We start from the raw sequence: 25,631 nt of genomic DNA, 5'->3' as shown, positions 1-25,631 counted from the left end.
CAGTTTGACCAACTAATATGAGATTATTTATATAAAACCTATTAATTATGGATTTGAATAAGATGTTTGAGAAATCGGACCAGTTGTGGACTATGGCTTTGGAATATGCACCTAAACTTTTGTTGGCTGTTATTACCCTTATAATCGGTCTTTGGATTATTAAGGTAATTACCAAAGGGATTGGAAAAATAATGGATAAGAATGAATTGGATCCTACTTTAAAGCCATTCATTGTTAGTATACTATCTATTATGCTGAAGATTATGCTTTTCATTGCTGTTGTAGGCATGATTGGTGTGCAAATGACTTCATTTATAGCAATATTGGGTGCTGCGGGTTTGGCAATTGGTATGGCTTTGTCTGGAACTTTGCAGAACTTTGCTGGTGGAGTAATAATTCTAATTTTCAAACCATTTAAGGTTGGCGATTTGTTAGAGGCTCAAGGTTACCTTGGAGTAGTTAAGGAAATTCAGCTATTCAATACCATTCTACTTTCGCCTGATAACAAGACCATTATTATTCCTAATGGTGGTTTATCTACTGGATCAATGATAAATTATTCAACTCAACCTAATCGAAGAGTTGATATGAAATTTGGAATTGGTTATTCTGATGATATAGATAAAGCAAAAGGAATTTTGGAAGGATTATTAGCAAATCATCCAAAGGTGCTAAAAGATCCTGCTCATTTTATTGCAGTATCAGAATTGGCTGATAGTTCGGTGAACTTTGCAGTTCGTGCTTGGGTTAATGCAGCTGATTACTGGGAAGTATTCTTTTACATGCAAGAAACAGTGAAAAAGGAATTTGATAAGAACGATGTTGGAATTCCGTTCCCACAAAGAGATATTCATGTTTATAATCATTAATAATTTGGGGTTAAAATCAGGAGGAGGCGAGAGCCTCCTTTTTTTATAAAATTTTATAGGAAGTATAATAAATCATAAACTATTGCTAGTTTTGATTTATCAATTTAAATAAGAAGTATGAAACGTCCATGAGTAAATAATTATTACGTCTATTGTGTTGGTACACATGTGGGTATGATTATTTAGGAATGGGAAGTTCCATCTGACAATTGAAATAATAGTATAAATAGATGAAAAGATTATCCAGAAAAAAGATCATATTACTGTCAATTCTGACAATAATAGTGTTGTTATTCTTTTTCCTATCAACAATAGTAAAAAACTACCTTGTTAATCATTCGGAAGAGCTTATCGGCAGAAAACTTGAAATTTCAGAATTGCACTTTAATTACGCAAAAGTATCAGTTCGAGTAAATGGTTTTCGCTTGTATGAAAGCAATAATACAGATCAGTTTGTGTCATTCAATGAGTTGTATGTTAATGTCTCCCCATGGAAGTTGATTTCCGGAGAATATTCGGTATCACAAATTTATTTGGATGGATTAAATATATCTGTTATTCAGGATAGTGTTGGATTTAACTTTGATGATTTATTGGTGAGCGAAGAGGAAACAACTGACAGCGTTCAGATGAATCAAGAGAGTAAAACCACTAAATTTTCTATTTATGATATTGAGATAAAAAATGGCTACATTGGATACTTTGATAAGCAGAAAGATAATTTGCTTGATTTAAAAAATATTAATCTGAACTTGCCATTGATTGCTTGGGACAATCAAAAATCGGAAATGGGAGTAGATTTTTCCATTGGAGGAGAGGGTAATGTTGGTATCAATGCAAATGTAGATCATGCCAAGCAAAGATATGTGATTGATTTAAAGGTTAATGATATTAATATTGAACCTTTTATGGCTTATGCCAAGGATTATATGAAGATTTCGAGCATGGAAGGGAAGATAAATACATCTCTAAAAATCAATGGAAGTATGACGGATTTTATGGATGTATTTGTTAAAGGAAATACCAGTTTGAAGAATTTCTCATTAAATGACTTGGAAGGGAATCGCTTTCTTGCAGCAAAATCTACAAGTGTAAATCTAGATTCTTTAAATATTGGTACATCTCATTACCAAATAGGGAAGGTTGTCATAAATGCTCCTGAAATATATGCTACTGTGTTTAAAGAGAATACTAATATTGAAAGGGTATTTGAACCCATAATGACCGTTGATACTAATGAATTATCAGAAGTTAAGCAGGATTCGTTAAAACAGGATCAATCGTTGTTTTACTCTGTTGATAGTGTGGTTGTTAAAGGTGGCTTGTTGCAATTTTCCGATAAAACTTTAAATCGCGATTTTGTTTATGATATTAAAGATATTGCACTGAATATTGGTAAAATAACAGAAACAGCAAATAATGTACCTTTGGATTACTCAATGCACTTAAATGGAGAAGGAGAGTTGAAGGGAAACTTAAATTTCAATTTGCAGGAAGTTTACGATTTTAATTTGAAAACTAAAGTTACTGGATTGGAATTGATGAGTTTCTCACCATACACAGAGTTTTATATTGCAAGACCGATAACTCAAGGTACCTTAAACTACGATTGTAAGATCGATATTAGTCCTAATCATTTGGACAATCAAAACAATATTAAAATTTCAGAGTTTGACTTTGGGAATAAAACAAAGGATCCAAATACCATAAAGGCTCCAGTTAGATTGGCTTTGTACCTGCTAAAAGATCAAAATGATATCATCCAATTTGATTTGCCAGTATCGGGTAACCCAAATGAGCCAGATTTTAAGCTGGGCAAGATTATCTGGAAAACATTAATGAATTTCTTGGTAAAGACTGCTGCTAAACCATTTGGTATTCTTGGAAACATTACGGGTACAAACCCTGAAAATATTGAAATAATTCAGTTAAACTATTCGAGTGTTTCGCTAGGCAATAAAGAAAAATCAACTTTAAAGGATATTTCAGAGATCTTAAAGAAGAAGAATGAATTGGTCTTCTCCTTTACTCAAGAAACGGATATAAACCAAGAAAGAAATTATTTGATTCTTGAAGATTGTGTGAATGATTATTTCAAATATAAGTCTGAAGAAGTTCCAAATCTGAAAAGTAAGAAATTAGAAAATTGGGCGAATCAATCTCTGGAGTTTAGAAGTTATTTGGTTAAGGATAGTGCTGAAATTTCAAAAAACTTAGAAGAGCTTTGTTTTGAAAAGGTTGGAAATGTAAAAGCTAATCAAATGCTTGATTCGTTGATTGATAAGAGAAACAAAGAAATAACGAGTTACCTATTGGATAGCTTGAATGTCCCACAGGATAACTTTATTGTGAAAACAGCGGATTTAAGAAATCTTTCAGATCAACAAAAAAAGCCAAAATTCAGAGTAGAGGTATCTATTAAGTAGTTAGTATATATCTTGGAATACTAGTATGCATTTTAAGACTATACTCTTGCAAGATATCTTGTAAAACTATGTATTTTTTTATATGTTTGTTACACCATGAATCACGAAATCAACGAATACTTTATAACAAAATGGAAGTCTCAATTTAAAAAGGGACTGTTGGAATACATTATTCTCCTATTGTTAAGGTCGAAACCATGTTATGGTTACGAATTAATTAGTGAAATGAATCAATTTACTTCCCTGGAAATTGCAGAGGGTACAATTTACCCACTTTTAAACCGACTCAAAAAAGAGAAGTTGGTTACTTCGGAATGGGCGGAAATGGATACTGGTATTCCAAGAAAATACTACAAACTTACCAATGAAGGTGCTTCGCATTTGGAAGTAATGAGAGAGTATGTTGATTCCTTAAATCTATCTATTACAAGGATAAAGGAGAACGCGTAAAACTGTTAAATGCAATTAATTACCAGAGGAATGAGAGATTATATTTTATCCTTAGATCAGGGGACGTCAATTTCAAAAGCAATTTTATTTAATAAAAAAGGCGAAATAGTTGCGCAAGTTCAGAAGGAATATGAGCAATATTATCCTAAGCCAGGATGGATTGAGCAAGATGCCAAGGAAATTTGGTATTCGCAAGCATCAGTTGCTGAGGAAGTATTGTCAAAAACTGGACTAACAGGAAAAGATATTGCAGGAATTGGAATCACCAATCAAAGAGAAACAACAATTATTTGGGATAGAGAAACTGGTGAACCAATTAATAATGCAATAGTTTGGCAGGATAGAAGAACATCACACCTTTGTGATAAATTAAAAGAGAAGGGATATTCACAAAAGATCAAAGATAAGACAGGACTAATTTTAGATGCTTTCTTTTCTGCCACCAAAATACAGTGGTTGCTAAATAACATTGAAGGAGCCAGAGAAAAGGCAGAAAATGGAAAACTCGCCTTTGGAACAGTGGATAGCTGGTTAATTTGGAAATTAACCAAAGGGGAACTTCACATTACAGATGTATCGAATGCTAGTCGTACAATGCTTTACAATATCCATGATTTGTGTTGGGATAAGGAGTTATTGGAGCTGCTTGATATTCCAGAATCCCTACTTCCAAAAGTTTGTTCATCTAGTGAGGTTTACGGGCATACTCGAAGATCAATGTTTGGTGAGGAGATTCCTATTTCTGGAATTTGCGGTGATCAGCAGGCAGCGCTTTTTGGACAAGCTTGTTTTGAGAAGGGAATGGTGAAGAATACCTACAATACAGGTTGTTTTATGTTGATGAATACCGGCAATGAGCCTGTAGAATCAAAAAATGATTTGATTACGACAATAGCTTGGGGAATTGGAGATAAACCTACTTATGCTTTGGAAGGAAGTGTTTTTATTGGCGGTGCTGTTGTGCAATGGTTGCGTGATAGCTTGAACCTAATACATTCCATTGAGGAGATTGAATTACTTGCATTAACCGAAGAAGATAATGGAGGTGTTTATATTGTTCCTGCTTTTACAGGATTAGGTGCACCTTATTGGGATCAATATGCCCGAGGAACATTTTGGGGATTAAACATGGGAACTAGTATTGGTCATATTGCTCGTGCTTCCTTAGAATGTATTGCTCATCGTTCATCAGATGTTTTGAAAACAATGGAAGCGGATTCAGGCATAAAAGTGGAGCAATTAAGAGGTGGTGGATTAATGGCAAATGATACTTTGCTTCAGTATCAAGCTGATTTTTTAGGTTTGCCAATTGTAAGACCAGAAATTAAAGAAATTACAGCAGTTGGAGCAGCTTATTTGGCTGGTTTAGGTGTGGGATTTTGGAATAGTGTAGAAGAGATTCAAGATTATTGGAAGTTGGACAAAGAGTTTGAGGTGAAGATGGATGAAGAAATAGTGAAGCATCATAAAAAATATTGGGAGAAGGCTGTTAGTAGATCTCAAAATTGGATAGATGCAGATGAATAAAAGTACTAATAAATAAAAAAGGGGTTATTTCAAATTTGAAATAACCCCTTTTTTATTTTCAGTAATCTATATATAAGCACTATAAGTGTTTTGATAAAGAGAGTTTTTTGGAATAATTATAAATAATATCTTTTTTAACTATGCACCTTGTATTACTAAGTATTTTATTTAGCTTTGTCGCGTTCACTTAACGTTAAATTAACATACGAGTGATGTTGACTTAACACATAGAATTGAGATGGACATTTTTTTTATCCTACATACATAGTTAAACAATGTGCTATGTATTAGGATTTATTATTCAATACCACTATTAGAGATATCAAATTTGATGAACAATTAGGGAGTCGTTTATATACTTTTTTCTGAGATGATTGATTCAAATAGGAGTGTATTAATGAAACAGAATAATGTTGTTTATGGAGTATTTGGGATTTTTGAAAGTGCGAGTTGTAAATAATGCTCATGTGAAAATTAATAATATTCAAAATTACAATAACCATTAATTTATTTTAAAATGATTGGATTTTTAAAGCCAGCTGCTCATAAAGAGTTGTTGCCTGTGGACAAAATTGACCCGGTTTACAAACGATTGCGTCTGCAAGTGTTTGTTGGGATTTTCTTGGGATATGCAGGTTATTACCTTGTGAGAAAGGTATTCTCATTGGCAATGCCAGATTTAGTGAATTTAGGATATTCTAAAACTGAATTAGGATTTGCATTGTCTGGAGTATCAATTGCATATGGATTGAGCAAGTTCATTATGGGTAATGTTTCAGACAGAAGTAATGCTCGTCGTTTCTTAACTCTTGGATTAGTACTGTCAGCAGTTACAATGATCGCTATGGGGATATTACCTGTTGCGACATCGTCAATAGCCATCATGTTTGTTCTTTTATTGTTGAATGGATGGTTTCAGGGAATGGGATGGCCTCCTTGTGGTCGTGTTATGGTGCACTGGTTTTCTATTCGCGAACGTGGAACTAAAATGTCGATTTGGAATGTAGCTCATAATGTTGGAGGAGGAATCATAGGACCTTTGGCGATTTTAGGTGTGGCAATTTTTGTTGATTGGCAGGCCAAACTGTATTTTCCTGGCATTGTTGCATTATTTGTTGCATTTATTGCTTGGTTATTAATAAGAGACACGCCTCAATCATGTGGTTTACCAAACATCGAAAAATATAAAAATGATTATCCCGATTCATACTCAGAGAAGTTTGAAGAAGAAATGTCTGCAAAGCAAATTTTTCTAGAGTATATCATTAAGAACCGACTTTTGTGGATGATTGCTATAGCGAATGCTTTTGTTTATTTGGTGCGCTACGGGGTGTTAGATTGGGCTCCATTATATCTGGAAGAGGCTAAAGGTTTTTCAATTGAAGAAACAGGTTGGGCATATTTTGCTTACGAATGGGCTGGAATACCAGGGACTCTTTTGTGTGGATATTTAAGTGATAGTGTATTTAAAGGGAAACGTGCTCCAGTAAGTATTATTTATATGGTATTTGTTACCATTTCAGTTTTCATGTACTGGACAAGTGACTCTATAGTAGCAAATTCAATCGCATTGGTTTGTATAGGTTTTTTAATCTATGGTCCAGTTATGCTTATTGGTGTTCATGCTCTTGATTTGGTGCCTAAAAAAGCTGCAGGTACAGCAGCTGGTTTAACAGGATTGTTTGGATATATGGGCGGTGCTCTTTTTGCCAATATTGCAATGGGTGCAGTTGTTGATAAATGGAGTTGGACAGGTGGATTTATAGTTCTTCTTGGAGCTTGTGTATTATCTATTCTTTTTATTGCCATTTCGTGGATACAAGAAATAAGAGGACACAACGGAATACATCATTAAAATTCGGAAGTAAAGATTTAATCACAAATAGAAATTAACCTTCAAAATTTAAATAATATGGAAAAATTTAATCTTAAGAACCTAATATTAGGTGCGATGGCCTTATGTTCTATAGGCTTAGCAGGGTGTGAAGATGATACACCAGATTACAATGAATTTAACTACTACAAAACTTATCCATTAAAGGAGCTAAGTGCTGAAGCTAAAGTAGTAAGAGATTACGTTAAGAATGATATTGTAATTGCACATAGAGGTTCAACTTTTTGGGCTCCTGAAGAGACAGAAGCTGCTTTCCGTTGGGCAAGAAATATGGGGGCTGACTATCTTGAAATTGACTTACAAAGAACAAAAGATGGTGTATTGTTAGCTCTTCATGATGATAACTTAAGAAGAACATCAAATATTGAGAGTGTTTTCCCAGGTAAAGAAGATTATCCTGTAAGCTACTTTACTTTGGCTGAGTTGAGAAAACTTGATGCAGGTGCTTGGTTTAATGTTGCGGTACCTGAAAATGCAAGAGAATCATTTGTTGGAGAGAAAATTTCTACTCTAGAAGAAGTAATGAAAATTGCAGAAGGATACAGAATTAAAAGAGATGTGAATGGAGAGCCAGTGAAAGATATGACCAGACTTACTGAAGCTGGCGAGTGGGCAGGATATTATGAATTCGAGGCTGATCCGCAGGACAATGGTAACCGCCCAGGTGTATATGCTGAGACTAAAGAGCCTTACCTATTCTCAGGTATGGAAGCTGATTTGGCAAAATTCTTAACTACAGAAGGATGGAATGTAACTGCTTCTCCTAAAACTATTCCTACAACACCTGGAAAAGTTGACGTAGCGAACACAAATGGACGATTCATTTTACAGTCTTTTTCAAGACAATCAATTGTTAATCTTGAAAGAGAATTACCAGGGGTACCAAAATGTATGTTATTATGGGAAGATGAAAGTGCTTCATATGTAAGACCATCTAATACAATTGAGTCTTTAGCTGAATTCATCAACTTTTCGGTAGAATACAATTGTCATATTGTCGGTCCTTCAATCGAAGGTAAGCCTAATGGATACCCAGATCTTACTGAACCTTGGATGTGTGAAATGTATCACAGAGCAGGAATGCTTATTCATGCATACTCATTCGATACTGAAGATCAGTTAAGAAAATATAATGGAGATTACTTCTACGGTGGTGTTTCACGTTTCGAAGATCCAAATAGAACTGTACAAGGAAACTTTAATTACGATGTAAATTCAAATATGTTTATCGATGGTGGATTTACTAACCTAACAGACCTTTCAATGAATTACCAGAAGCGTGAAGTAATTGGTACTGCTCAAGAGGTATTAGACGCTTTAGGATACTAATCAATTTCTATTTACAAATTATTAAGCAAAAGTAATATGTTTAAAAAATTATATATAGCTGCCTTATTAACGGGAGTGTTAGCTTCTGGAGCAAATGCTCAGGAAAATAAAATCTCAGTAGAAAATCCGAATGGAGGAATTAAATTGACTTCTGCAGATAAAGAATACCAGGTAAGTATTAATGGTAGAATTTATATGGATGGTGTTCACTATTTTGATGATGTTACTGATTTAAGTTCTGATGTGTCAATTAATGATATTCGATTTGGAACAAGTGTAAGATGGGGAAAATGGAGTGCTAAGATTAATGTTGGTTTTGGTAATGATGAGGTGAAAATTAAAGATGCATTCTTAAGATATCACCACAAAAAGAACAGTACTTTTACTGTGGGTAACTTCTTTGAGCCATTTGGAATTGAAGCTGCAGAATCAAGTAAAAACCTAAGATTTATTGGTGCTTCTAATACAACTCAAGCAATGGGTATTGGTCGTGGAGTTGGTTTGGGATATACTTATTATACTCAAAAATTCTATGGAGCAACTGGTATTTTTGCAGGTACAGTTGATAACAACAATAAAGGTGATCAAGGGTTTTCTACCACTTCTAAAGTTGCTTATACTCCAATTCAAAACGATGATTTCGTATTCCAGTTGGGAGGATCTTTTACCTACAGAAAGCCTGAAGCTAATGGTTTTAGCGAAAGCTTCAACGATGATGATTACAACCGTGTAGTTGAGTTTGCAGCTGGTCCTGAGCACAAGTTTTTAAATGCTACAATGAATGGAGCACAGTCTGATATGAGATTTAATTTCCAAACTTTAGCATTGAATGGTCCTTTTATGTTTCAGGCTGAATATACTCAGGCTAAAGTTACTCGTGATGATGATTATGTGTCAAAACTAATGAAAGATGGCCCATTGTATTACGTTACTTATGCATGGCCGGTAAAACCTCAGGATTATCCTGATTGGTATGGTGAGCTTCGTGATATCGAAACTAAGGCTTACTATGTACAAGCTGGATTTTTGTTAGGAGATAACTATAAGTATAATTCATCAACAGCATACATTAAGAGACCTAAAGCTGGTGCTTTCGAATTTCTTGTACGTTACGATCATACAGATTTGAATGATATTGATGGAACTTATTTTAACGGAGCTTATGGCCCTGCAGATTTAAATGCTGCTTTAGGTGGAGCTGGTAACATGAGTATTCAGGGTGGAAAAGCTGATACTTATAGCTTAGCTGTAAATTACTACTTAAGTTCTAATGTAATGTTCCGCTTGAACTATGACTATATGGATGTTGATAATCAGAAGCACCCATTAGATAAAAACATTGGAGTTCTTAAAGGAAGAATTCAAGTTAATTTTTAAGAGATTGCTTTTATATAAGCGAAACTTGCTTAGCTAGAAGCAAGCAAGTTTCCCTTTATCAAATTTAAATTCAAAGGCAATATCAGACCTGTTTAAATAGATTTTTTTAAGGAAAAGAGACCCTTTCTAAATGGAATAGGTCTCTTTTTTATTTTTTTACACTTGTCGTTTAAAAAAAATAAAATGCGCCTTCGGCAGTGAATATGGGGTTTGTGAGATGGTTTTGTATTTTAGACTAAATTAAAACAGACTATTTCTTTGCAAAGCACCTTGCATAACTAAGTATTTTATTTAGCTTTGTAAGTGTCAAGTTCGAATAGGAATATCCTTTTTTAAGCTTGCTTAAATGAATAGGAAGAATGCTTCCGTTTTTTTTGACAAGAGTACATAGTAAAACAATGTACTATGTATTCGGATTTATATTTTAATACTACTATGGAAGAAGTAAGATTTGATATGAAAATGGGGGATCGCCTTTATTCTTTTTTCTTAGATATTTTGTCTGGACAAAAAGAACAGGTTACTCAGGATGAAGAAGAAGCGAAAGGAAGTATTTGGGAATATTGGGAAAAGGAATTGTAGAAGAATCAATAGGTTGTACAGTCATGGATAGAGGAAAGATGTTAAGAGAAGTAAAGAGTGCAAATCAGAAATGGGATGTGATCATTGTTGGTGGAGGAGCATCTGGTTTGGGTGCAGCCATTGAGTCTTCGACACGTGGTTACAAAACCTTACTTCTTGAGCAAGATGATTTCGCTAAAGGTACTTCAAGCAGAAGTACAAAATTGGTTCATGGTGGCGTAAGATATCTTGCTCAAGGAAATATTTCTTTGGTTCTTGAAGCTTTACGTGAGAGAGGGCTATTAAAGAAAAATGCTCCTCACTTGGTAAAAGATCAATCTTTTATCATTCCAAATTATACTTGGTGGGGAACTCCATATTATACTTTAGGCTTAACGCTCTATGATTTAATGGCTGGAAAGTTAGGTTATGGAAGATCTTTACCATTTTCAAAGAAAAGAACGCTTAAGTACATACCAACTCTTAAAAGTGAAAAGCTTAGCGGTGGAGTAGTTTATCATGATGGGCAGTTTGATGATTCCAGATTGGCAATAAACATGTGCCAAACATTTGTGGAGAATGGAGGAGTGGCTATCAACTATATGAAAGTTACCGGAGTGGTGAAAAACAATGGTAAAATTACAGCAGTAAAGGCTACAGACCTGGAAAGTAATGAGACTTACACAATAGAAGGGAAGGCTATTTTAAATGCCACAGGAGTCTTTGTTGATAAAATTATTAAAATGGACGAACCCAAAGCGAAAGATATCGTAAAGGTGAGTCAAGGTGTTCACTTGGTATTAGATAAGGAATTTGTTCCAGGCGATTATGCTGTGATGATTCCAAAAACAAGTGACGGACGTGTATTATTTGCAGTACCATGGCACAACAAAGTAGTGGTTGGTACAACTGATGTGCACAAGGATAAAGCAGAATTGGAACCGAAGGCGTTGGAAGAGGAAGTTGATTTTATATTGGAAACTGCAGGCAGATTCCTGGAAAAACCACCTAAAAGATCAGATGTAAGAAGTGTATTTGCTGGCTTGAGACCATTGGCTGCACCAACCCAAGAAGGTGCAAAAACCAAAGAGATTTCAAGAGGACATAAGATTGTTGTGTCTGAATCAGGCATGGTAACTTTAACTGGTGGGAAATGGACAACTTATCGCCAAATGGCTGAAGATGTAATGAATACTGTTGCTAAAACAGCTGGTTTAGAGCAGAAAAAATCAGTAACAAGAAATTTACGAATTCACGGATATAAAGAAAATCCAGATTTAAGCAATCCGATGTATTTCTATGGCTCGGATGAGGAGAAGATTTTGGATTTGGCAAATCAAGAAGATGGCCTGAATGAATATTTAAGCAAAGAGCTTGAAGTATTGAATGTACAAGTTGTTTGGGCGGCAAGGTATGAAATGGCCAGAACAGTAGAAGATGTTTTATCTCGCAGAACTCGTGCTTTACTTCTTGATGCAAAAGAAAGTGTTAGAATGGCTCCAAAAGTTGCGGAGTTAATGGCAAAAGAACTTGGATACGATAAACAATGGGAGGATGATCAGATAAAGAAATTTAATGATTTGGCAGCCCAGTACATATTGAAATGAAAAAAATGTAGGACAAATTGAGCAAGGGTTTTATTAAAGGTAGTTCTTAGTCTGTTATTTATAACTACTGATTTTATTAATTGTTACAATATTATTAATCAATTTGTTAGTTTTGGCACGATATTGCCTTGCTCTCATAGTCCTACATTTTCTATTGAATGTGATGTGTTACATATTACCTAAAACCCTAATCAAATCTGTATAAATATGGATTTGTGCGTTTAATCCGAAGGATTAAAAATTTTTATCATGAAATTGCAATCGTTTACAATTTGTAAGCTATTGGAATTGAGTACTCGGAAAGACACATATTTTTATAACACAATAACCCAAATTAATTGAATTATGGAAGACAAGTTTATTTTAGCTTTAGACCAAGGAACTACAAGTTCCAGAGCAATCGTTTTCAATAAAAAAGGCGAGATGGTGAGCGTGGCACAGAAGGAATTTACCCAAATATTCCCTCAGCCAGGATGGGTAGAGCATGATGCGAACGAGATTTGGTCTACACAAGCAGGTGTAGCAGCTGAAGCAATTACCCAGGCTGGAGCTAACGGCAAAAACATTGCGGGGATTGGTATCACTAACCAGAGAGAGACAACAGTTGTTTGGGATCGCGAAACCAGTGAACCAATTTACAACGCAATCGTTTGGCAAGATCGCCGTACATCTAAATACTGTGATGAATTAAGGGCACAAGGTCATGCCGATATGATTCAGGATAAAACAGGTTTGATTATTGATTCTTACTTCTCAGGAACTAAAGTAAAGTGGATTCTTGATAATGTTGAAGGAGCTCGCGAAAAAGCGGAAGCTGGTAAATTGGCATTTGGTACTATCGATAGCTGGTTAATCTGGAAATTGACTCAAGGGGAAGTGCATGTAACAGATGTAACCAACGCAAGTAGAACTTTACTTTATAACATCAAAACTTTGGAGTGGGATAAGGACATGTTGGAACTTCTAGACATTCCTGCCAGCATTCTTCCAGAAGTTAAATCTTCTTCAGAAGTATACGGACATACAGTAACTACTCTTTTCGCACATGAGGTACCTATTTCTGGTATTGCAGGTGACCAGCAAGCTGCTACTTTCGGTCAGATGTGTATTAAACCAGGATCTGTGAAGAATACCTATGGAACAGGATGTTTCATGCTTTGCAATACCGGAACTACTCCAGTAAAATCAAACAACAACTTATTAACTACCATTGGATGGCAAATTAATGGTGAAACTACTTACTGTTTGGAAGGAAGTATTTTCATGGGAGGAGCTATCGTACAATGGCTACGCGATGGATTAGGAATTATCAAATCGTCTCCAGAAGTGGAACAATTGGCTGGTTCAGTAGAAGATAATGGTGGTGTATTTCTTGTTCCTGCTCTTACAGGTTTAGGAGCTCCTCATTGGGATCAGTACGCCAGAGGTACAATTGTTGGATTAACAAGAGGATCTACTTCTGCTCACATCGCAAGAGCTGCTTTAGAAGGTATCGCATTCCAAACCAGAGACGTATTGAAAGCTATGGAAGCTGATGCTGGAATAGAAATTAAGGAATTACGTGTTGATGGTGGTGCTGCAATTAACAACTTATTAATGCAATTCCAGTCGGATGTATTAGACGCACCAGTTTACCGCCCGAAAACTCTTGAAACTACTGCACTAGGTGCTGCATACTTGGCAGGTTTAGCAGTTGGATATTGGGATAGTGTTGATGAAATTAAGAGCCAGTGGGCAATGGATCGCAAGTTCGAGCCTGAAATGCCTAAGGACAAATCTGAGAACTTGATTAAAGGCTGGGATAAAGCCCTTAGTCGTTCGAAAAATTGGGATACAGAAGCTTAATTTTCAACATCTAATAACCTGATATTGGTTGATAGGATTGATCTCAGGTTAAATATTTTTAAACCAATGCCGGAAAAGAGAAGGAAGAACTGAAGGAGAGTGAGTTCCGGCATTCTTTACATTAACAATTACTAAATAAACCATAAAGTCATGAGTGAATTTATTGCAGAATTTATAGGAACAATGTTGCTGATATTATTAGGTAACGGTGTAGTAGCAAATGTTGTATTAAATAATACCAAAGGAAATAACAGTGGTTGGATCGTAATCACAATGGGATGGGGATTAGCAGTATTTACTGCAGTAGCTGTTGCAGGTCCGATTTCCGGAGCACATATTAACCCAGCTGTAACAGTAGGTTTGGCTGTAGCAGGTATGTTTGCTTGGTCAAAGGTAGGTCTTTTTATCGTTGCACAAATGGCAGGTGCGGCATTCGGAGCATTCCTTGTTTGGCTAATGTATCGTGACCACTTTAACTCAACTGAAGATGGTGGAGCTAAGTTAGCTTGTTTCTCAACTGGTCCTGCTATTCGTAACTTCGGTAGTAATGCGATAAGCGAAATTATCGGAACATTTGTATTGATGTTTGTAATCTTCTATTTGGCAGGTCCTTCTTTCGAAGCTGCTGGTGTTGAGGGAGCTAAGGTTGGATTGGGTACTTTAGGTGCTTTGCCTGTTGCTCTTTTAGTAGTTGCTATTGGACTTTCTTTAGGTGGAACTACTGGTTATGCAATTAACCCTGCAAGAGATCTTGGTCCTAGAATCATGCATGCTATTCTTCCTATGAATAACAAAGGTGGTAGCGACTGGGGATATTCTTTGGTTCCAGTTATTGCACCAATCGTAGGAGCGGCAGTAGCAGCATTCTTATTCATGAGCTTGTAAGTCAGTTATTAGTTATCAGTTATCTGCGGAGACTTGATTTCAAAGCTAGGTAAATGTAAAATTTTAGGATAATTGATACAATCATAACACTCAGAATTAAATAACACTACTACATTTTTAACCCTGTGGAGATCTTGAAATCGAGACCTTCTGGATCTCTACAGCCCATAAAATATTAATCTAATGAAAAAATCAGTTTTAAAACTATCAGTATTATTTACTCTTATAATACTATTTGCGTCTAATATGAACGTAAATGCACAAGGAAAAGTAACAGTTAGTCCATCGGTAACTACCCGTCATTACTGGAGAGGTATCATGGTAAGTAATACAGCCAATTTCGAAATGGATCTTGCATATACCAACAACAACTTCACTTTTGGAGCATGGGGTGGATATGGATTTGATAATACCTACTCAGAGTTCGATTTTCACGTAGGATATAAGTTTAACGATCATTTTAACATTGCAGTTTGGGATTTATTTGCAAACCGCGATAGAGCTTCTATTGATGATTACAACTATCTTGATTTGGATAGAGCTACAACAAACCACCTGATTGATGCAAGTTTTAACTTCTATTTTACTGAGAAATTTCCTTTAAGTCTTTCGGTAAGTACTATGCTTTATGGTCGCGATTTAGATGAGAATGGTGACCAAAACTATTCAACTTACGTTGAGTTTGGATATCCAGTAACCATTGGAGGTGAAAAGATTTCGTTATTTGCAGGTTTAAATGCTTTCGAAGATCAGGTTTATGGCGAGAGTTTTGGTTTTGTAAATATCGGAGCTACAGCTACCAGAAAAATTAAAATTACAGAGAGTTTTTCATTAAATGCCTGGGCTAAAGTTGCTATTAATCCACAAGCAGAGACTGCAAACCTAATTTTAGGTATCGGCTTTTAATCATCAAGTTTGATTAAGCCTTGTATTAATTTCCATAAAAACCGAACATCTGGTTCAATTATTAGCGATTAAAATAAAACTCGCTCTTCGAAAGGAGAGCGAGTTTTTTCGTTGAAAATTATTTTGGAGCATACAGCTCACAGCATTGATTATGTGATTATTTAATCATTTAAGTATTCTTGAGAGTTTGCTGCTTGTCGCTTATACCTTTAACATTTCTGAATTTCCAGAATGGCAAAGTAAATTGCTTGCACAAGCATCAAGAATTTTCAATTACCATTCAATCTCACGGTATTCAACCGATTCACAATTGATATCATAGCCTGATGCCGCAGAAGGAAGTTCGAATTTGTAGGCATAAACCCCAACTACATAGGTTGCACCTTCTTCAGTAGTGAAATCAGACCAGTTGTTAGTACCATCTGCAGTTACTCTATGATTTGATGCTAGCAATCGATCTGAAACATAAATGATTTCTCCATCCATTTGATTATGAATTTTAACTACATAAACATCTCTGTCCTCTACATCATCCCAGTCAATCTGGATAGAATGTAATGTTTTGTCGTAGTTAAACTCAGTAATTTTAACTGGTTCAAGTCTATCTTCAAGTAATTTATCGCTAATGGTATAGGTTTCAAGATCTTCAGCGGTAATGTCAAACTGATAAATTCCATTCTCCACATCATCGGTTGTAAAATCATTTTCTGTAGGAACCGCTCTAAAAGCCATTTTGTTATTGTATTGGCTTAAATTTTTCTCAATATTGCTATCCGTTGGACCTTCTACATCAACTTCATTCATCGAGAAATTTGAATAGGTGTAAAATACCGGTGCATACACTGTGTCATCACCACTTTTTTTAACTCTTACATACACATCACCAATTGCCTGTAAATTTGGTGTGTTGTCGAAATCATTACTGTCACATGCAACAATACTTACTGCTAAAATTAGCAATGCCCCTATGGTTTTTAAATTATTCATTTGTTTTAATTTTTTATCAGTAATCCTGATTTTTCTGATTTAATAAATTGTTGAGACAAAACTCCCGGGTATGTCTCTTTAAAAGCTTTTACACTTGCATGATGAAGGAACATTAAAATGGTTGCTTTAATTTTTTCATTTTTAAAATTTGATTGTTCTATTTGCTTTAAATTCAGTGGATTTTAAATGTCAGATAAAAAAGTTGTAATTTTAGCGCAACCTTATCGCACTTTACACAACTATTTAATGAATCAGGATCGCAAAAGACGTTAACCACTTTGGAAAACCGAGAATTAGAACAAATAGTAAAAGAATGCTCGAAAGGTAAATCTAAAGCGCAAGAATTGCTTTATCGGGCGTTTGCACCCAAAATGTTGGGTGTGTGTTTGCGGTATTCCAATGATTTGAGTGAAGCCGAGGATACTTTGCAAGATGGATTTATTAAAGTCTTTCAAAATATTAAATCTTATCAATTTAAAGGATCTTTTGAAGGTTGGATTCGCAGAATAATGGTTAATACAGCTTTGGAAAAGTTCCGCAAATCGAAAAATATGCAAGTGGTTGATGAGGTTTGGGAACCCGATCCCGATTCGGAAGCTGAAGAATCAATTCAAAACACGAACATTCCATTGGAAGTTCTTTTACAGATGGTTCAGGGCTTGCCTGATAGGTACCAAATGGTGTTTAGTTTATATGTTTTAGATGGATACACCCACAACGAGATTTCTGAGGTAATGAATATTACTGTAGGGACTTCGAAATCGAACCTGGCTCGGGGAAGAGCAATTTTAAAGCAAAAAGTGAATGATTATTTAAGTGAAAAAGAGAACAAGCTGAAAATATGCTAGACGAGAACAAACATATCGATAGTCTGTTTGCCGATGGATTGAAAGGAATGAGCGTTGAACCAAATCCTGAAGTCTGGAATGCAATTGGTGAGAAGATGGCAGCTGCTCGAAGAAAAAGGAGAGGGGTAATCCTTTTTATTTCTACTGCTTTGGCAGCTTCTGTTCTGTTGTTTTTTGGAATTGCAAATCGTGACTTGTTTATTTCTGAACCGGGAGGTTTTCCTATCGAGCAATTGAGTGATAATTCTTCATCATCAAATCCATTAAATCAGCCAGAAACATCGGGTGAGACAAGTGAAAAGAATGAGGCAAAGGGTGAAGAGAAAGGAAATGGTGTATTTATTGCTGAAAACGCATCGAATTTTGCAAAGCATATCGTTCAACCAGAATTATCAAGTAAAGAGAACCAGTTTGAGAAAGAATCTTTATTAAATAGCATTCCTTTAGGGATTAAACAATTGCTCAATGCATCTAACCAAATTCCTGAGAGTTTGCAATATCAGAATGCTAAAAAAACGGAAGCCATACAATTAAGTGCAGAAGACTTGATTGTTATGAATAACCTTTTGGCAATGGAGCAATCCAAGAAGGATGAATTAAGAAAGAATCGCTGGGCCATTATTGGACAAATTTCTTCGGCATACTCTAACGAAGAATCAGCTACAAGTGCAAATAGCGGGATTGTTAGTTTTGGTGGAGGAGTTAAAGTGAACTATGCTTTAGGTGAGAAGCTGGCTTTACAAACTGGTTTCATGTACAATCGTGTTGGTCAGGACATGGGAGGTTCCAGAATGAACATGGCATTTGCAGATCCAATTGCTGAAGGAGAAGCGAATGAAATTAACAGACAGGAGAGAAGCTTTCTGCCATCGCATACAACTGCCGGGAAAATCAATTATACAGGCGGAAGTGTAGAGGATAGAACCAATGCTGAATATTTGGCAGCTTCTACTTATAGTTCGTCGGATGATTTGATGCAAAGCTTCGAAACCATAGAGGTGCCAATTTTGATACGATACAATTTAACTCAAAAGAGATTGGGCGTTTATTTAAGTGGAGGTTTTGGTGCCAACTGGATTGTTGAGAATGGTGTTTACCAGACTTCAGGATCGAAACGAAAGATTGGTGAAATAGAGAATTTAAGAACTACCAATTTCAGCTCCTTATTTGGTTTGGGATTTGAGTATCAGTTAAGTCCTAAAGTTAGAATTGGTCTTGAACCTAGTTTTAAGTACTACCTGAACTCAATTAACAAGAGTAGCCAATTTGATTACAAACCATACTCAATTGGTGTACAAACAGGGATTCGCTATAATTTTTAAGCACATATTCGAAATGTATCAATGTAAATCCAAGGCATGGTCTTGGATTTTTGGCGCTGTTTGACTAAGCTACGATCCAACTAAAACGAGCAGTCCCACTTGTGCTTATTAGCCACTGTTGGTAAAAGTTTTTTCTAAAAGTCAATTCCATGCTTAGTGCAGTACCATTGAGGATCACAATCTGTTACGATACAACTACCAAGCTTTATTTTTCCTTTTTTAGCTTTTCTTAATAACCTGTTTGTCGGATAACCATAAAGTATTGGAATTATATGGTCTTTGTGTCCTTTAGGACATATTTTCTTTGATGTTATACATGGATCGGGAAAAATAAAGTTTCCTTTTTTAAGTCCTTCTTTTATTTGGAAATCCTTAATGACTTTATCTCTAAAGCCAAGTTGACTAATTTTAAGTTCATAGTTTCCTAATGGAACTTCAGTTATAATATAATTACCAAGTGAATCTGTAACTGCTTCAGTGATTATATTTCCATCCTTTATTAAGACAATTATTAAACTTGCGAAATCACTACCATCTTCAAGATATGAAATATGTCCTTTAAGTGATCCTGTTTGAGCAAAACAAGGAATTGATATAATAAGCCAAAATATAATCAGAATATGTTTCATGTATAATTCTCGGTGTATTGATTTTTAATGTTTGCCGACGTTGAGTATATGGCAAGTAAGGCGTTTCGGAGCACAATTCTATCAAGTTTGCACTGAGACGAAGCTTTTGTTTTGGCACCGCTGAAACATTTTTATTGTAGCCGAAGCAAAAGCTTCGGCGGTGTTCCATCGAAGCACCAACCTTATGTAACCCACTATCTGCCTTATTTGCTATATACATTGTTGCCAGTACGTGCTTTATTTATTTCGTTTCATAATCAAATATAGTCCAGTCACTAAAATCCAAGAAATTACACAATCAAGTATCAAGTTATTAATATTCCATCCTGAATTTGGAATCGGACAGTCAACCATAAATTCATGATAATATTCAAATGGAAATCCAATCTTTAACTCATAGTAATCATTAATCCGATGCAATGGCGAATTTATTTGAGTCAAGACCGTTACAAATGAAATTGAGAAAAACACCAATACCGACAGTATTGTACCCACTATCAGTTTTCTATATGTCTCTCTCGTGTTAATTCTCATTTTTTACAATTGCCTTAACCATAAATCTTTTTTGTCCCTTATTCTCAAAGAATCCGTTAGTGTCTTTCGTAAACAGATTATTCAAAACGGTCATATCGCTTGCATTCATTCCGCCATTTCCATTCTTGTCCAAGTTGTCAATCACATTTAAGTTGCCAATCTTTTCAAAATTCTCACGAAATTTCATGAAGTCCTTTCTCCAAACTATCAAGCTGTATGAACCTAAAAAGTATGGTTTAATTTCTGGGTGAATTGACCAAATTTTTTCTAATTCGCTATCCAAGTATTTAAAGAAGTCATTCTTTGTATTTCCAACTCCATAGAATTCACTCTGCAAAACGTTCTCAATCTGAGGTCTATTTTCAGAGTCATAAGTCAAAGCTGTAAAAGTGAAATTATGTGGACTACTGTCCTTAAAAACACTGGTGCACATCAAAACCTTAAATCTATTATCAGATGCTTTAAATGTTAAAACATCTCCTTGTAATATGTCTTTTATTTTCTGCATTGTCGTTTCTTGGCATTACTGGCAACTTGTAAATAAAACAATTGTGTTTATTTCGATTATATCTTAATTAAAATGTGTGTTTGTATCCCATTATAGGTATGTTGCACAACGAATTTTGTTTCCGCTTGTCAATTTACAAAACAATAATCCCTTTACAAAGACTTTATATTGTTATTTAATAGTGATTAGGAGGATGGATGAATACCGATAGTCAATATGCTTAGTTTTTGTAGTAGGTTGGGGTAGTGTCTTGAGTAGGTCTACTAACCTATTTTAGGAGGTTGGGTAAGTGTCTTGAATAGGTTTACCAACCTATTTTAGGTGGTTGGGTAAGTGCCTTGAGTAGGTCTACTAACCTATTTTAGGAGGTTGGGTAAGTGTCTTGAGTAGGTTCACCAACCTATTTTACCTGGTTGGGTAACCAGGTAGATATTGTTAAGTTAAAGTTCTGAAGGTCAGTAAATGTGTGGGATTATTGCATAATGTGGTGTTAAAATAAAAAACAGGACCTCTATGAAGTCCTGTTTTTATTAATTTAAATTTTCTTGCAATTGTCGCATGTACGTTTGATTGTATTTCTATTTCAATAATTCCTCAATCTTCTTTACCAATTCGTTCAATTTTTCATTGCTGTAACCAACCGAGGAGTACACTACTTTCCCGTTTTGATCGACCAAAAAGTTACGAGGAATCAAGTTGGTAGCATAAAGCTTAAAGATTTCTTCTTTTGGATCTAATCCGGCATTGAACTCCACACCTCTGCTTTTTAGTTTATCCATTTTTTTACGAACTACATCAGGTTCTTCTCCACGAGAAATAGCAAGCAATACAAAATCCTTGTCAGCAAATGGTTCGATAATTCTTTCTGGAAATTCATAAAGTTCTTTCATACAAGGAGCACACCAAGTTGCCCAAAAGTTGATCAATACCACTTTTCCTTTAAGATCTGATAACTTAAACTTTGATCCATCAAGCATTTCGAGGGTGAAATCTTTGGCCATATCGCCGCTATTTACCAAGGTAGATTCTTTTATTTTTTTAGCACTCTCTTCGGCATTTTTGCGCCTTATTTCAGCAGTCTCTTCAGGTGTTATTGTTTTGGTGTTTTTGATTTCTTCCTCAGTTTTCATAACCAAAACAACAATCTGGTTATCTTCTAATGTTTTGCCAAACTTTTTTACGAGAGCTTCTTTTTCTTCACCCGATATGCTCATTTTCATTTTCTTAATGTGATTAGGGTTCAGTTTTTTCAAAAAGTCCGGGCTTACGATCTCGTTATCTACGATATAAATGGTTTCAGGCTTGATTACTTTTTTCTGTTGGGCAAAAGTTCCAAATACAGTTAGAAAGGAAAGGATTAGTAGGACTGTAATTTTAAATTTCATCTTTGTATTTTTTAAAGGTTCATTATTGGGTTGTTATGTTTTCAGGTTCTATAAAAAAATAGAGGTCTATCAAATATAGAAATTTTTTACTGTTAATTAAATAAAACAGGTGAGCGTTTATCAGTTTATACATAAAAAAACCATCCCAATTAGGATGGTTCTTGTAGAAATTATTATTTGTACTATTTATGATTCGAAGGAGTTATATTTTGATTTATCCTAAAAAGATTATCAGGATCCCATTTGTTTTTGCACTCCGTTAATCGATACCAAATAGGGGCGGTATAGGCATCTTTAACCCTGTCGGCACCTTCGTTACTTATGAAATTAACGTAAACTCCTTTGGCAAAAGCTTCGGTTGCTTTGTGAAAATCATTAACCCATTGTAAGCACTTTTCATCATCACTGCTATCTCTCCATCGGGTATGAATATTGAGAAGGAAAGGAGTTTTTCGATGAGGAAATGCTGTAGCAGCAGGATCTATTCTACTTGGTGCACCTTCCATATGTGGAATAAACATTTCACATTCCGTTGTAGGGAATTTTAATGCATATTCTATAATGGCATCGATGAAACCATCAGAAAGGTCGGTAATGTGGTGTGACTTCCAATAGTTGCGAGCGCCATGAGAGTTTAGTTCATCGAATGCGGTTTGCCAGCCAGCCCAAGGGTACATTCCCGATCCATCACCAATGGTTTCCGTACAATCACGTACATTTTGAATGATTCTTTGTCCTTCATCAGGATCTCCCAACCAAACAAAAGGTAGTAGCAAAACCAGTTTGCCATGATATTTTTCAGGGATGAAAGGGAGAGGAGGAGCGTGCCTTACAACCATATTAATGGTCATTTCGTCGGGTAATGTTCGTACAAATTCGCGATGGAATTGCATGTACTCCTTCAAATCATCGAAACTTTTTACTATGGGTCCTGAAAGGACTTCGGTGCCTATTTTAGCTGCCTTAAATACAAAAGAACTTATCACACCAAAATTTCCGCCACCCCCTCGAATGGCCCAAAATAAGTCGGGATTTTCGGAAGCACTGGCAGTCACAATTTCTCCTTTGGCAGTAATCACTTCAGCAGAAAGAAGATTGTCAATGGAAAAACCATGTTTTCTGCTAATCCAACCAAAACCACCCCCAAGAGTAAGCCCACCTACACCAGTATGAGAGATCATGCCTGAGGAAACTGCCAAACCATATTTTTGAGTAGCGGCATCTATGGTCGAAAGTAAACAACCTGCTTCTGCCTTAACAATGTTATTCTCTGCATCCACCTCAACATTTTGCATAGGTGACAAATCAATCATTAGGCCATTATCGCAAGATCCAGTTCCTGCTGAATTGTGCCCGCCACTTTTAACCGCTATCAATAAATTGTTGTCACGACCAAAATTTACTGCATGAGCGATGTCTTTTTTATTGCGACATCTGATAATTATTGCTGGCTTTTTATCGAACATTGCATTCCATAATTGCCTGGATTCTTCGTATTTGTCATTACCAGGAATTAAAACCTCTCCTTTTATGGCATTTTGTAACTCCTTTTTTTGACTATCACTAATTTTCATGTCTTAACTATTTTTGGTGAATAAATACACTTTATAAATTCAAATGCGAAATCACTTGTAAGTGGATTTAAGAATTACTGATGTTAAGATTTATTTATGCACAGAAAGTGAGCATAAATCATGGGGCAGTTATGCTAGAATAGAAAACCCAATTTACGACTATATCATGTGAATGTCCAGAGATTAAATGGAAAATAGTTTTGTAATTGCCTCAAGTTTAAGTTATATAAACATTGATGATGTAGGGGTGTAATTTTAGTTTAATAAATGATAAACTAAAATAATTGAGGTGTGTTTGTCTTTTTGTTAAAATAGACTTTAGTATACAATTTAGTGTAAATTGTAGGTTGCATGAAGCAAATTCCGGATATCACTTCCGGATTTCGCTATCATTAAAAAGTTAAGCTTAGCTACTTTTAAAAAAGGAAGTTAATTACTGGATAGCAAGTTATCATTAAGAAAAAATAGAAAGGAGAACTATGGAGAGGATGTTTGATAATGTTGAACACCCTCTCTGAGTTAATAATTGGTTTATGCCATTTCAAGCCAGGAACTTCCGTCCTGATAATCCTCAATGCTAGATACTCCTTTGTTGATTTGAAAGGAGTTGATTAAATTACTGATATCATGTTGTAAGGAGTTAATGCAGTTGCTAATTAAATCTTTTCTAAATCCTTTTTCTTCCAGATTTAGAACAAAACCAGCCGATACAATTCTGCTTAAAGCTTTTCCCAAATCCACTTGTTTGCGCTGTGGAAGGTTAAAATCAATTGAAAAGTTAATTTCCTTCTTGAAATATTCGGATGCTTTTTCTGTTAGATTAAAATCTTTCAAGAACTGGAAAAGATTGCTCTCTTTTTTCTTCTTCATTAACTTCAGAATCATATCCGAAATTTGAGTGTAGAGCATTTCATTTGCTCCTTCGAATATCTGGAATGGACGACTGTCGACAATTCCTCGTCCTCCAATATGACTTAATCGGTAACCTTTCGCTCCAGATAATTGCACCAAGGTTTGAGCTGATTCCTGCATTAAATCGGTAACCACGGTTTTTATGCTATTGGCCTCAACACCATCGCTTGCCAAATTGTTTTCCAATCCACTTTTATCGCTACTTCTTACGCAAAGGGCGGAACATATGGTGTAAGCACTTTGTATTTTTGAAATTTGATGTTGTACCTGGTCAAAAGAAAATAAACTTTTTCCTCCAACAATTCTGGTTTTACATTGATCAATTGCTTCATCCATTAATCGTTTGATAAAGCCCAATCCCATACCAGGGAATTGCATTCTACTACGGTGTAAAATGTCAAGCATCATTTTAACTCCGGTACTTTCTGGCGTTAATTTATATTCCTTTGGTATTTGAACATCAAGTTTGTTGGTGCCATAAGGAATCATGTATAGGCCTAGGTTGTCGAAATATTCTTCGACCACAACTTGTTGGTTTTTTTGAGTAACATCGCAGATAAAAAAATCGATATCACGATCCAATTTGCCCTGCTCATGTTTCTGCCTTGATGTGATCAGCCAAAAATCTGCCAATCCCGTTAAGCCTTGCCAATGCTTGGTCCCTTTAATGTGGTAAAGATCGTCTTTTTGGGTATAATGAGTTTGCATGTTTAAGGCATCGCTACCAAAATCAGGTTCGGTAATCATTAAACCACCCATTTGCTGTTTTTCCAAAAAGCGCTTAAAGATACCTCCCTTTACCGTGTTGTTGGCATATTTGGCTACAGGTTCAAGAAATAGTGCGATATTAATACCCAATGTTAATGCTAATGGCAATGATTCATAAGCAGCAGAAGAGAGTATGCCCAAGCATTCTTTCACTTTAGCACCTCTTCCTCCATAGTTTTCTGGAATGGCAACCGATAAAGGAGCACTGGCCATTATCTCACGCATTACCAATGGAGGGAAACCTCTATTCAAGCTGAATTTGTTAATGTCATCTCGTTCGTAAAATACTGATTTAAGAGTTTGTTCAAACTCTTTCAGGTACTCAGAAAAATTCTTAATCATCTTATTCAATCTTCTTTTTATGGGTCTAATTTAATTTAGACGTGATAAAAATAGTTTTTAAATAAGACAAATAAGTCTTTATTTGTGTTTTATTCCTTATTTAGAATGTGATTTATTAACAGTATGAGAGGTATTATTATACAAAA

The 25,631-nt window shown here is 35.4% G+C and carries 20 protein-coding genes; 14 read left to right on the top strand and 6 right to left on the bottom strand.

Features of this window, described 5'->3' with window-relative positions:
• The first annotated feature begins 47 nt into the window (after window positions 1–47).
• The 12 genes from ACKPCA_RS08915 (at window position 48) to ACKPCA_RS08860 (ending at window position 15,676) form a co-directional block, all read left to right on the top strand.
• Complete coding sequence (locus tag ACKPCA_RS08915; protein ID WP_054717424.1) at window positions 48–869, top strand: mechanosensitive ion channel family protein; 822 nt, start codon at window positions 48–50, stop codon at window positions 867–869.
• Between the two features lie 230 nt (window positions 870–1,099).
• Window positions 1,100–3,295, top strand: coding sequence for a DUF748 domain-containing protein (locus ACKPCA_RS08910; RefSeq protein ID WP_321282512.1), 2,196 nt, complete (start codon window positions 1,100–1,102; stop codon window positions 3,293–3,295).
• Window positions 3,296–3,391: 96 nt separating this feature from the next.
• The gene (locus ACKPCA_RS08905; protein WP_218186081.1) at window positions 3,392–3,745 is read left to right on the top strand and encodes a PadR family transcriptional regulator; all 354 of its coding nucleotides are present in this window, start codon (window positions 3,392–3,394) and stop codon (window positions 3,743–3,745) included.
• 30 nt (window positions 3,746–3,775) lie between these two features.
• Complete coding sequence (gene glpK / locus ACKPCA_RS08900) at window positions 3,776–5,272, top strand: glycerol kinase GlpK (protein WP_054717611.1); 1,497 nt, start codon at window positions 3,776–3,778, stop codon at window positions 5,270–5,272.
• A gap of 517 nt (window positions 5,273–5,789) precedes the next feature.
• Window positions 5,790–7,127 (top strand): glycerol-3-phosphate transporter, encoded by a 1,338-nt coding sequence (gene glpT / locus ACKPCA_RS08895; RefSeq protein WP_321282511.1) that lies wholly within the window; start codon window positions 5,790–5,792, stop codon window positions 7,125–7,127.
• A gap of 57 nt (window positions 7,128–7,184) precedes the next feature.
• Window positions 7,185–8,495: a glycerophosphodiester phosphodiesterase family protein gene (locus tag ACKPCA_RS08890; protein WP_321282510.1), complete on the top strand. Its 1,311-nt coding sequence runs from the start codon at window positions 7,185–7,187 to the stop codon at window positions 8,493–8,495.
• A gap of 36 nt (window positions 8,496–8,531) precedes the next feature.
• Complete coding sequence (locus tag ACKPCA_RS08885) at window positions 8,532–9,872, top strand: OprO/OprP family phosphate-selective porin (RefSeq protein WP_321282509.1); 1,341 nt, start codon at window positions 8,532–8,534, stop codon at window positions 9,870–9,872.
• Window positions 9,873–10,277: 405 nt separating this feature from the next.
• The gene (locus ACKPCA_RS08880; RefSeq protein WP_157471361.1) at window positions 10,278–10,454 is read left to right on the top strand and encodes a hypothetical protein; all 177 of its coding nucleotides are present in this window, start codon (window positions 10,278–10,280) and stop codon (window positions 10,452–10,454) included.
• A 23-nt stretch (window positions 10,455–10,477) separates the two neighbouring features.
• A complete protein-coding gene (locus tag ACKPCA_RS08875) occupies window positions 10,478–12,040 on the top strand; it encodes a glycerol-3-phosphate dehydrogenase/oxidase (protein ID WP_321282508.1) in 1,563 nt (520 codons plus the stop codon).
• Between the two features lie 345 nt (window positions 12,041–12,385).
• Entirely contained in the window at window positions 12,386–13,885 is a 1,500-nt protein-coding gene (gene glpK / locus ACKPCA_RS08870) for a glycerol kinase GlpK (protein WP_321282507.1), read from the top strand.
• Between the two features lie 150 nt (window positions 13,886–14,035).
• Window positions 14,036–14,770 (top strand): MIP/aquaporin family protein, encoded by a 735-nt coding sequence (locus tag ACKPCA_RS08865; RefSeq protein ID WP_054717440.1) that lies wholly within the window; start codon window positions 14,036–14,038, stop codon window positions 14,768–14,770.
• 183 nt (window positions 14,771–14,953) lie between these two features.
• On the top strand, window positions 14,954–15,676 hold the full coding sequence (locus tag ACKPCA_RS08860; protein WP_157471363.1) for a TorF family putative porin: 723 nt from the start codon (window positions 14,954–14,956) through the stop codon (window positions 15,674–15,676).
• A gap of 273 nt (window positions 15,677–15,949) precedes the next feature.
• Here the strand turns inward: ACKPCA_RS08860 and ACKPCA_RS08855 are convergent, their stop codons facing one another.
• Window positions 15,950–16,663 (bottom strand): hypothetical protein, encoded by a 714-nt coding sequence (locus ACKPCA_RS08855; protein ID WP_321282506.1) that lies wholly within the window; start codon window positions 16,661–16,663, stop codon window positions 15,950–15,952.
• A 278-nt stretch (window positions 16,664–16,941) separates the two neighbouring features.
• On the opposite strand from ACKPCA_RS08855, the gene ACKPCA_RS08850 reads away from it, so the two are divergent.
• Window positions 16,942–17,511: an RNA polymerase sigma factor gene (locus tag ACKPCA_RS08850; protein WP_054717445.1), complete on the top strand. Its 570-nt coding sequence runs from the start codon at window positions 16,942–16,944 to the stop codon at window positions 17,509–17,511.
• Window positions 17,505–18,833 (top strand): outer membrane beta-barrel protein, encoded by a 1,329-nt coding sequence (locus tag ACKPCA_RS08845; protein WP_321282505.1) that lies wholly within the window; start codon window positions 17,505–17,507, stop codon window positions 18,831–18,833. Before ACKPCA_RS08850 ends, ACKPCA_RS08845 begins: the two co-directional genes overlap by 7 nt.
• Window positions 18,834–18,967: 134 nt before the next feature.
• Here the strand turns inward: ACKPCA_RS08845 and ACKPCA_RS08840 are convergent, their stop codons facing one another.
• The 5 genes from ACKPCA_RS08840 to ACKPCA_RS08820 all read right to left on the bottom strand — a co-directional run bounded on the left by ACKPCA_RS08840 (window position 18,968) and on the right by ACKPCA_RS08820 (window position 25,485).
• Window positions 18,968–19,462: a carboxypeptidase-like regulatory domain-containing protein gene (locus ACKPCA_RS08840; RefSeq protein WP_321282504.1), complete on the bottom strand. Its 495-nt coding sequence runs from the start codon at window positions 19,460–19,462 to the stop codon at window positions 18,968–18,970.
• Window positions 19,463–19,985: 523 nt separating this feature from the next.
• Entirely contained in the window at window positions 19,986–20,504 is a 519-nt protein-coding gene (locus ACKPCA_RS08835) for a hypothetical protein (RefSeq protein WP_321282503.1), read from the bottom strand.
• 578 nt (window positions 20,505–21,082) lie between these two features.
• Window positions 21,083–21,889: a TlpA family protein disulfide reductase gene (locus ACKPCA_RS08830; RefSeq protein WP_321282502.1), complete on the bottom strand. Its 807-nt coding sequence runs from the start codon at window positions 21,887–21,889 to the stop codon at window positions 21,083–21,085.
• 182 nt (window positions 21,890–22,071) lie between these two features.
• Window positions 22,072–23,463 (bottom strand): FAD-binding oxidoreductase, encoded by a 1,392-nt coding sequence (locus ACKPCA_RS08825; protein WP_321282501.1) that lies wholly within the window; start codon window positions 23,461–23,463, stop codon window positions 22,072–22,074.
• A gap of 531 nt (window positions 23,464–23,994) precedes the next feature.
• Window positions 23,995–25,485 (bottom strand): acyl-CoA dehydrogenase family protein, encoded by a 1,491-nt coding sequence (locus ACKPCA_RS08820; RefSeq protein ID WP_321282500.1) that lies wholly within the window; start codon window positions 25,483–25,485, stop codon window positions 23,995–23,997.
• Window positions 25,486–25,631: the final 146 nt, after the last annotated feature.

The sequence above is a fragment of the Marinifilum fragile genome (assembly GCF_963677365.1).
Taxonomy (GTDB): Bacteria; Bacteroidota; Bacteroidia; order Bacteroidales; family Marinifilaceae; genus Marinifilum; species Marinifilum fragile.
This window is presented reverse-complemented; position numbering and strand designations above follow the sequence as displayed.

What these genes read in the sequence shown, in the direction of transcription:
- ACKPCA_RS08915 (WP_054717424.1), top strand. Translation starts at nt 48, where the DNA reads ATGGATTTGAATAAGATGTTTGAGAAATCGGACCAGTTGTGGACTATG.
- ACKPCA_RS08910 (WP_321282512.1), top strand. Translation starts at nt 1,100, where the DNA reads ATGAAAAGATTATCCAGAAAAAAGATCATATTACTGTCAATTCTGACA.
- ACKPCA_RS08905 (WP_218186081.1), top strand. Translation starts at nt 3,392, where the DNA reads ATGAATCACGAAATCAACGAATACTTTATAACAAAATGGAAGTCTCAA.
- glpK (WP_054717611.1), top strand. Translation starts at nt 3,776, where the DNA reads ATGAGAGATTATATTTTATCCTTAGATCAGGGGACGTCAATTTCAAAA.
- glpT (WP_321282511.1), top strand. Translation starts at nt 5,790, where the DNA reads ATGATTGGATTTTTAAAGCCAGCTGCTCATAAAGAGTTGTTGCCTGTG.
- ACKPCA_RS08890 (WP_321282510.1), top strand. Translation starts at nt 7,185, where the DNA reads ATGGAAAAATTTAATCTTAAGAACCTAATATTAGGTGCGATGGCCTTA.
- ACKPCA_RS08885 (WP_321282509.1), top strand. Translation starts at nt 8,532, where the DNA reads ATGTTTAAAAAATTATATATAGCTGCCTTATTAACGGGAGTGTTAGCT.
- ACKPCA_RS08880 (WP_157471361.1), top strand. Translation starts at nt 10,278, where the DNA reads ATGTATTCGGATTTATATTTTAATACTACTATGGAAGAAGTAAGATTT.
- ACKPCA_RS08875 (WP_321282508.1), top strand. Translation starts at nt 10,478, where the DNA reads ATGGATAGAGGAAAGATGTTAAGAGAAGTAAAGAGTGCAAATCAGAAA.
- glpK (WP_321282507.1), top strand. Translation starts at nt 12,386, where the DNA reads ATGGAAGACAAGTTTATTTTAGCTTTAGACCAAGGAACTACAAGTTCC.
- ACKPCA_RS08865 (WP_054717440.1), top strand. Translation starts at nt 14,036, where the DNA reads ATGAGTGAATTTATTGCAGAATTTATAGGAACAATGTTGCTGATATTA.
- ACKPCA_RS08860 (WP_157471363.1), top strand. Translation starts at nt 14,954, where the DNA reads ATGAAAAAATCAGTTTTAAAACTATCAGTATTATTTACTCTTATAATA.
- ACKPCA_RS08855 (WP_321282506.1), bottom strand. Translation starts at nt 16,663, where the DNA reads ATGAATAATTTAAAAACCATAGGGGCATTGCTAATTTTAGCAGTAAGT.
- ACKPCA_RS08845 (WP_321282505.1), top strand. Translation starts at nt 17,505, where the DNA reads ATGCTAGACGAGAACAAACATATCGATAGTCTGTTTGCCGATGGATTG.
- ACKPCA_RS08840 (WP_321282504.1), bottom strand. Translation starts at nt 19,462, where the DNA reads ATGAAACATATTCTGATTATATTTTGGCTTATTATATCAATTCCTTGT.
- ACKPCA_RS08835 (WP_321282503.1), bottom strand. Translation starts at nt 20,504, where the DNA reads ATGCAGAAAATAAAAGACATATTACAAGGAGATGTTTTAACATTTAAA.
- ACKPCA_RS08830 (WP_321282502.1), bottom strand. Translation starts at nt 21,889, where the DNA reads ATGAAATTTAAAATTACAGTCCTACTAATCCTTTCCTTTCTAACTGTA.
- ACKPCA_RS08825 (WP_321282501.1), bottom strand. Translation starts at nt 23,463, where the DNA reads ATGAAAATTAGTGATAGTCAAAAAAAGGAGTTACAAAATGCCATAAAA.
- ACKPCA_RS08820 (WP_321282500.1), bottom strand. Translation starts at nt 25,485, where the DNA reads ATGATTAAGAATTTTTCTGAGTACCTGAAAGAGTTTGAACAAACTCTT.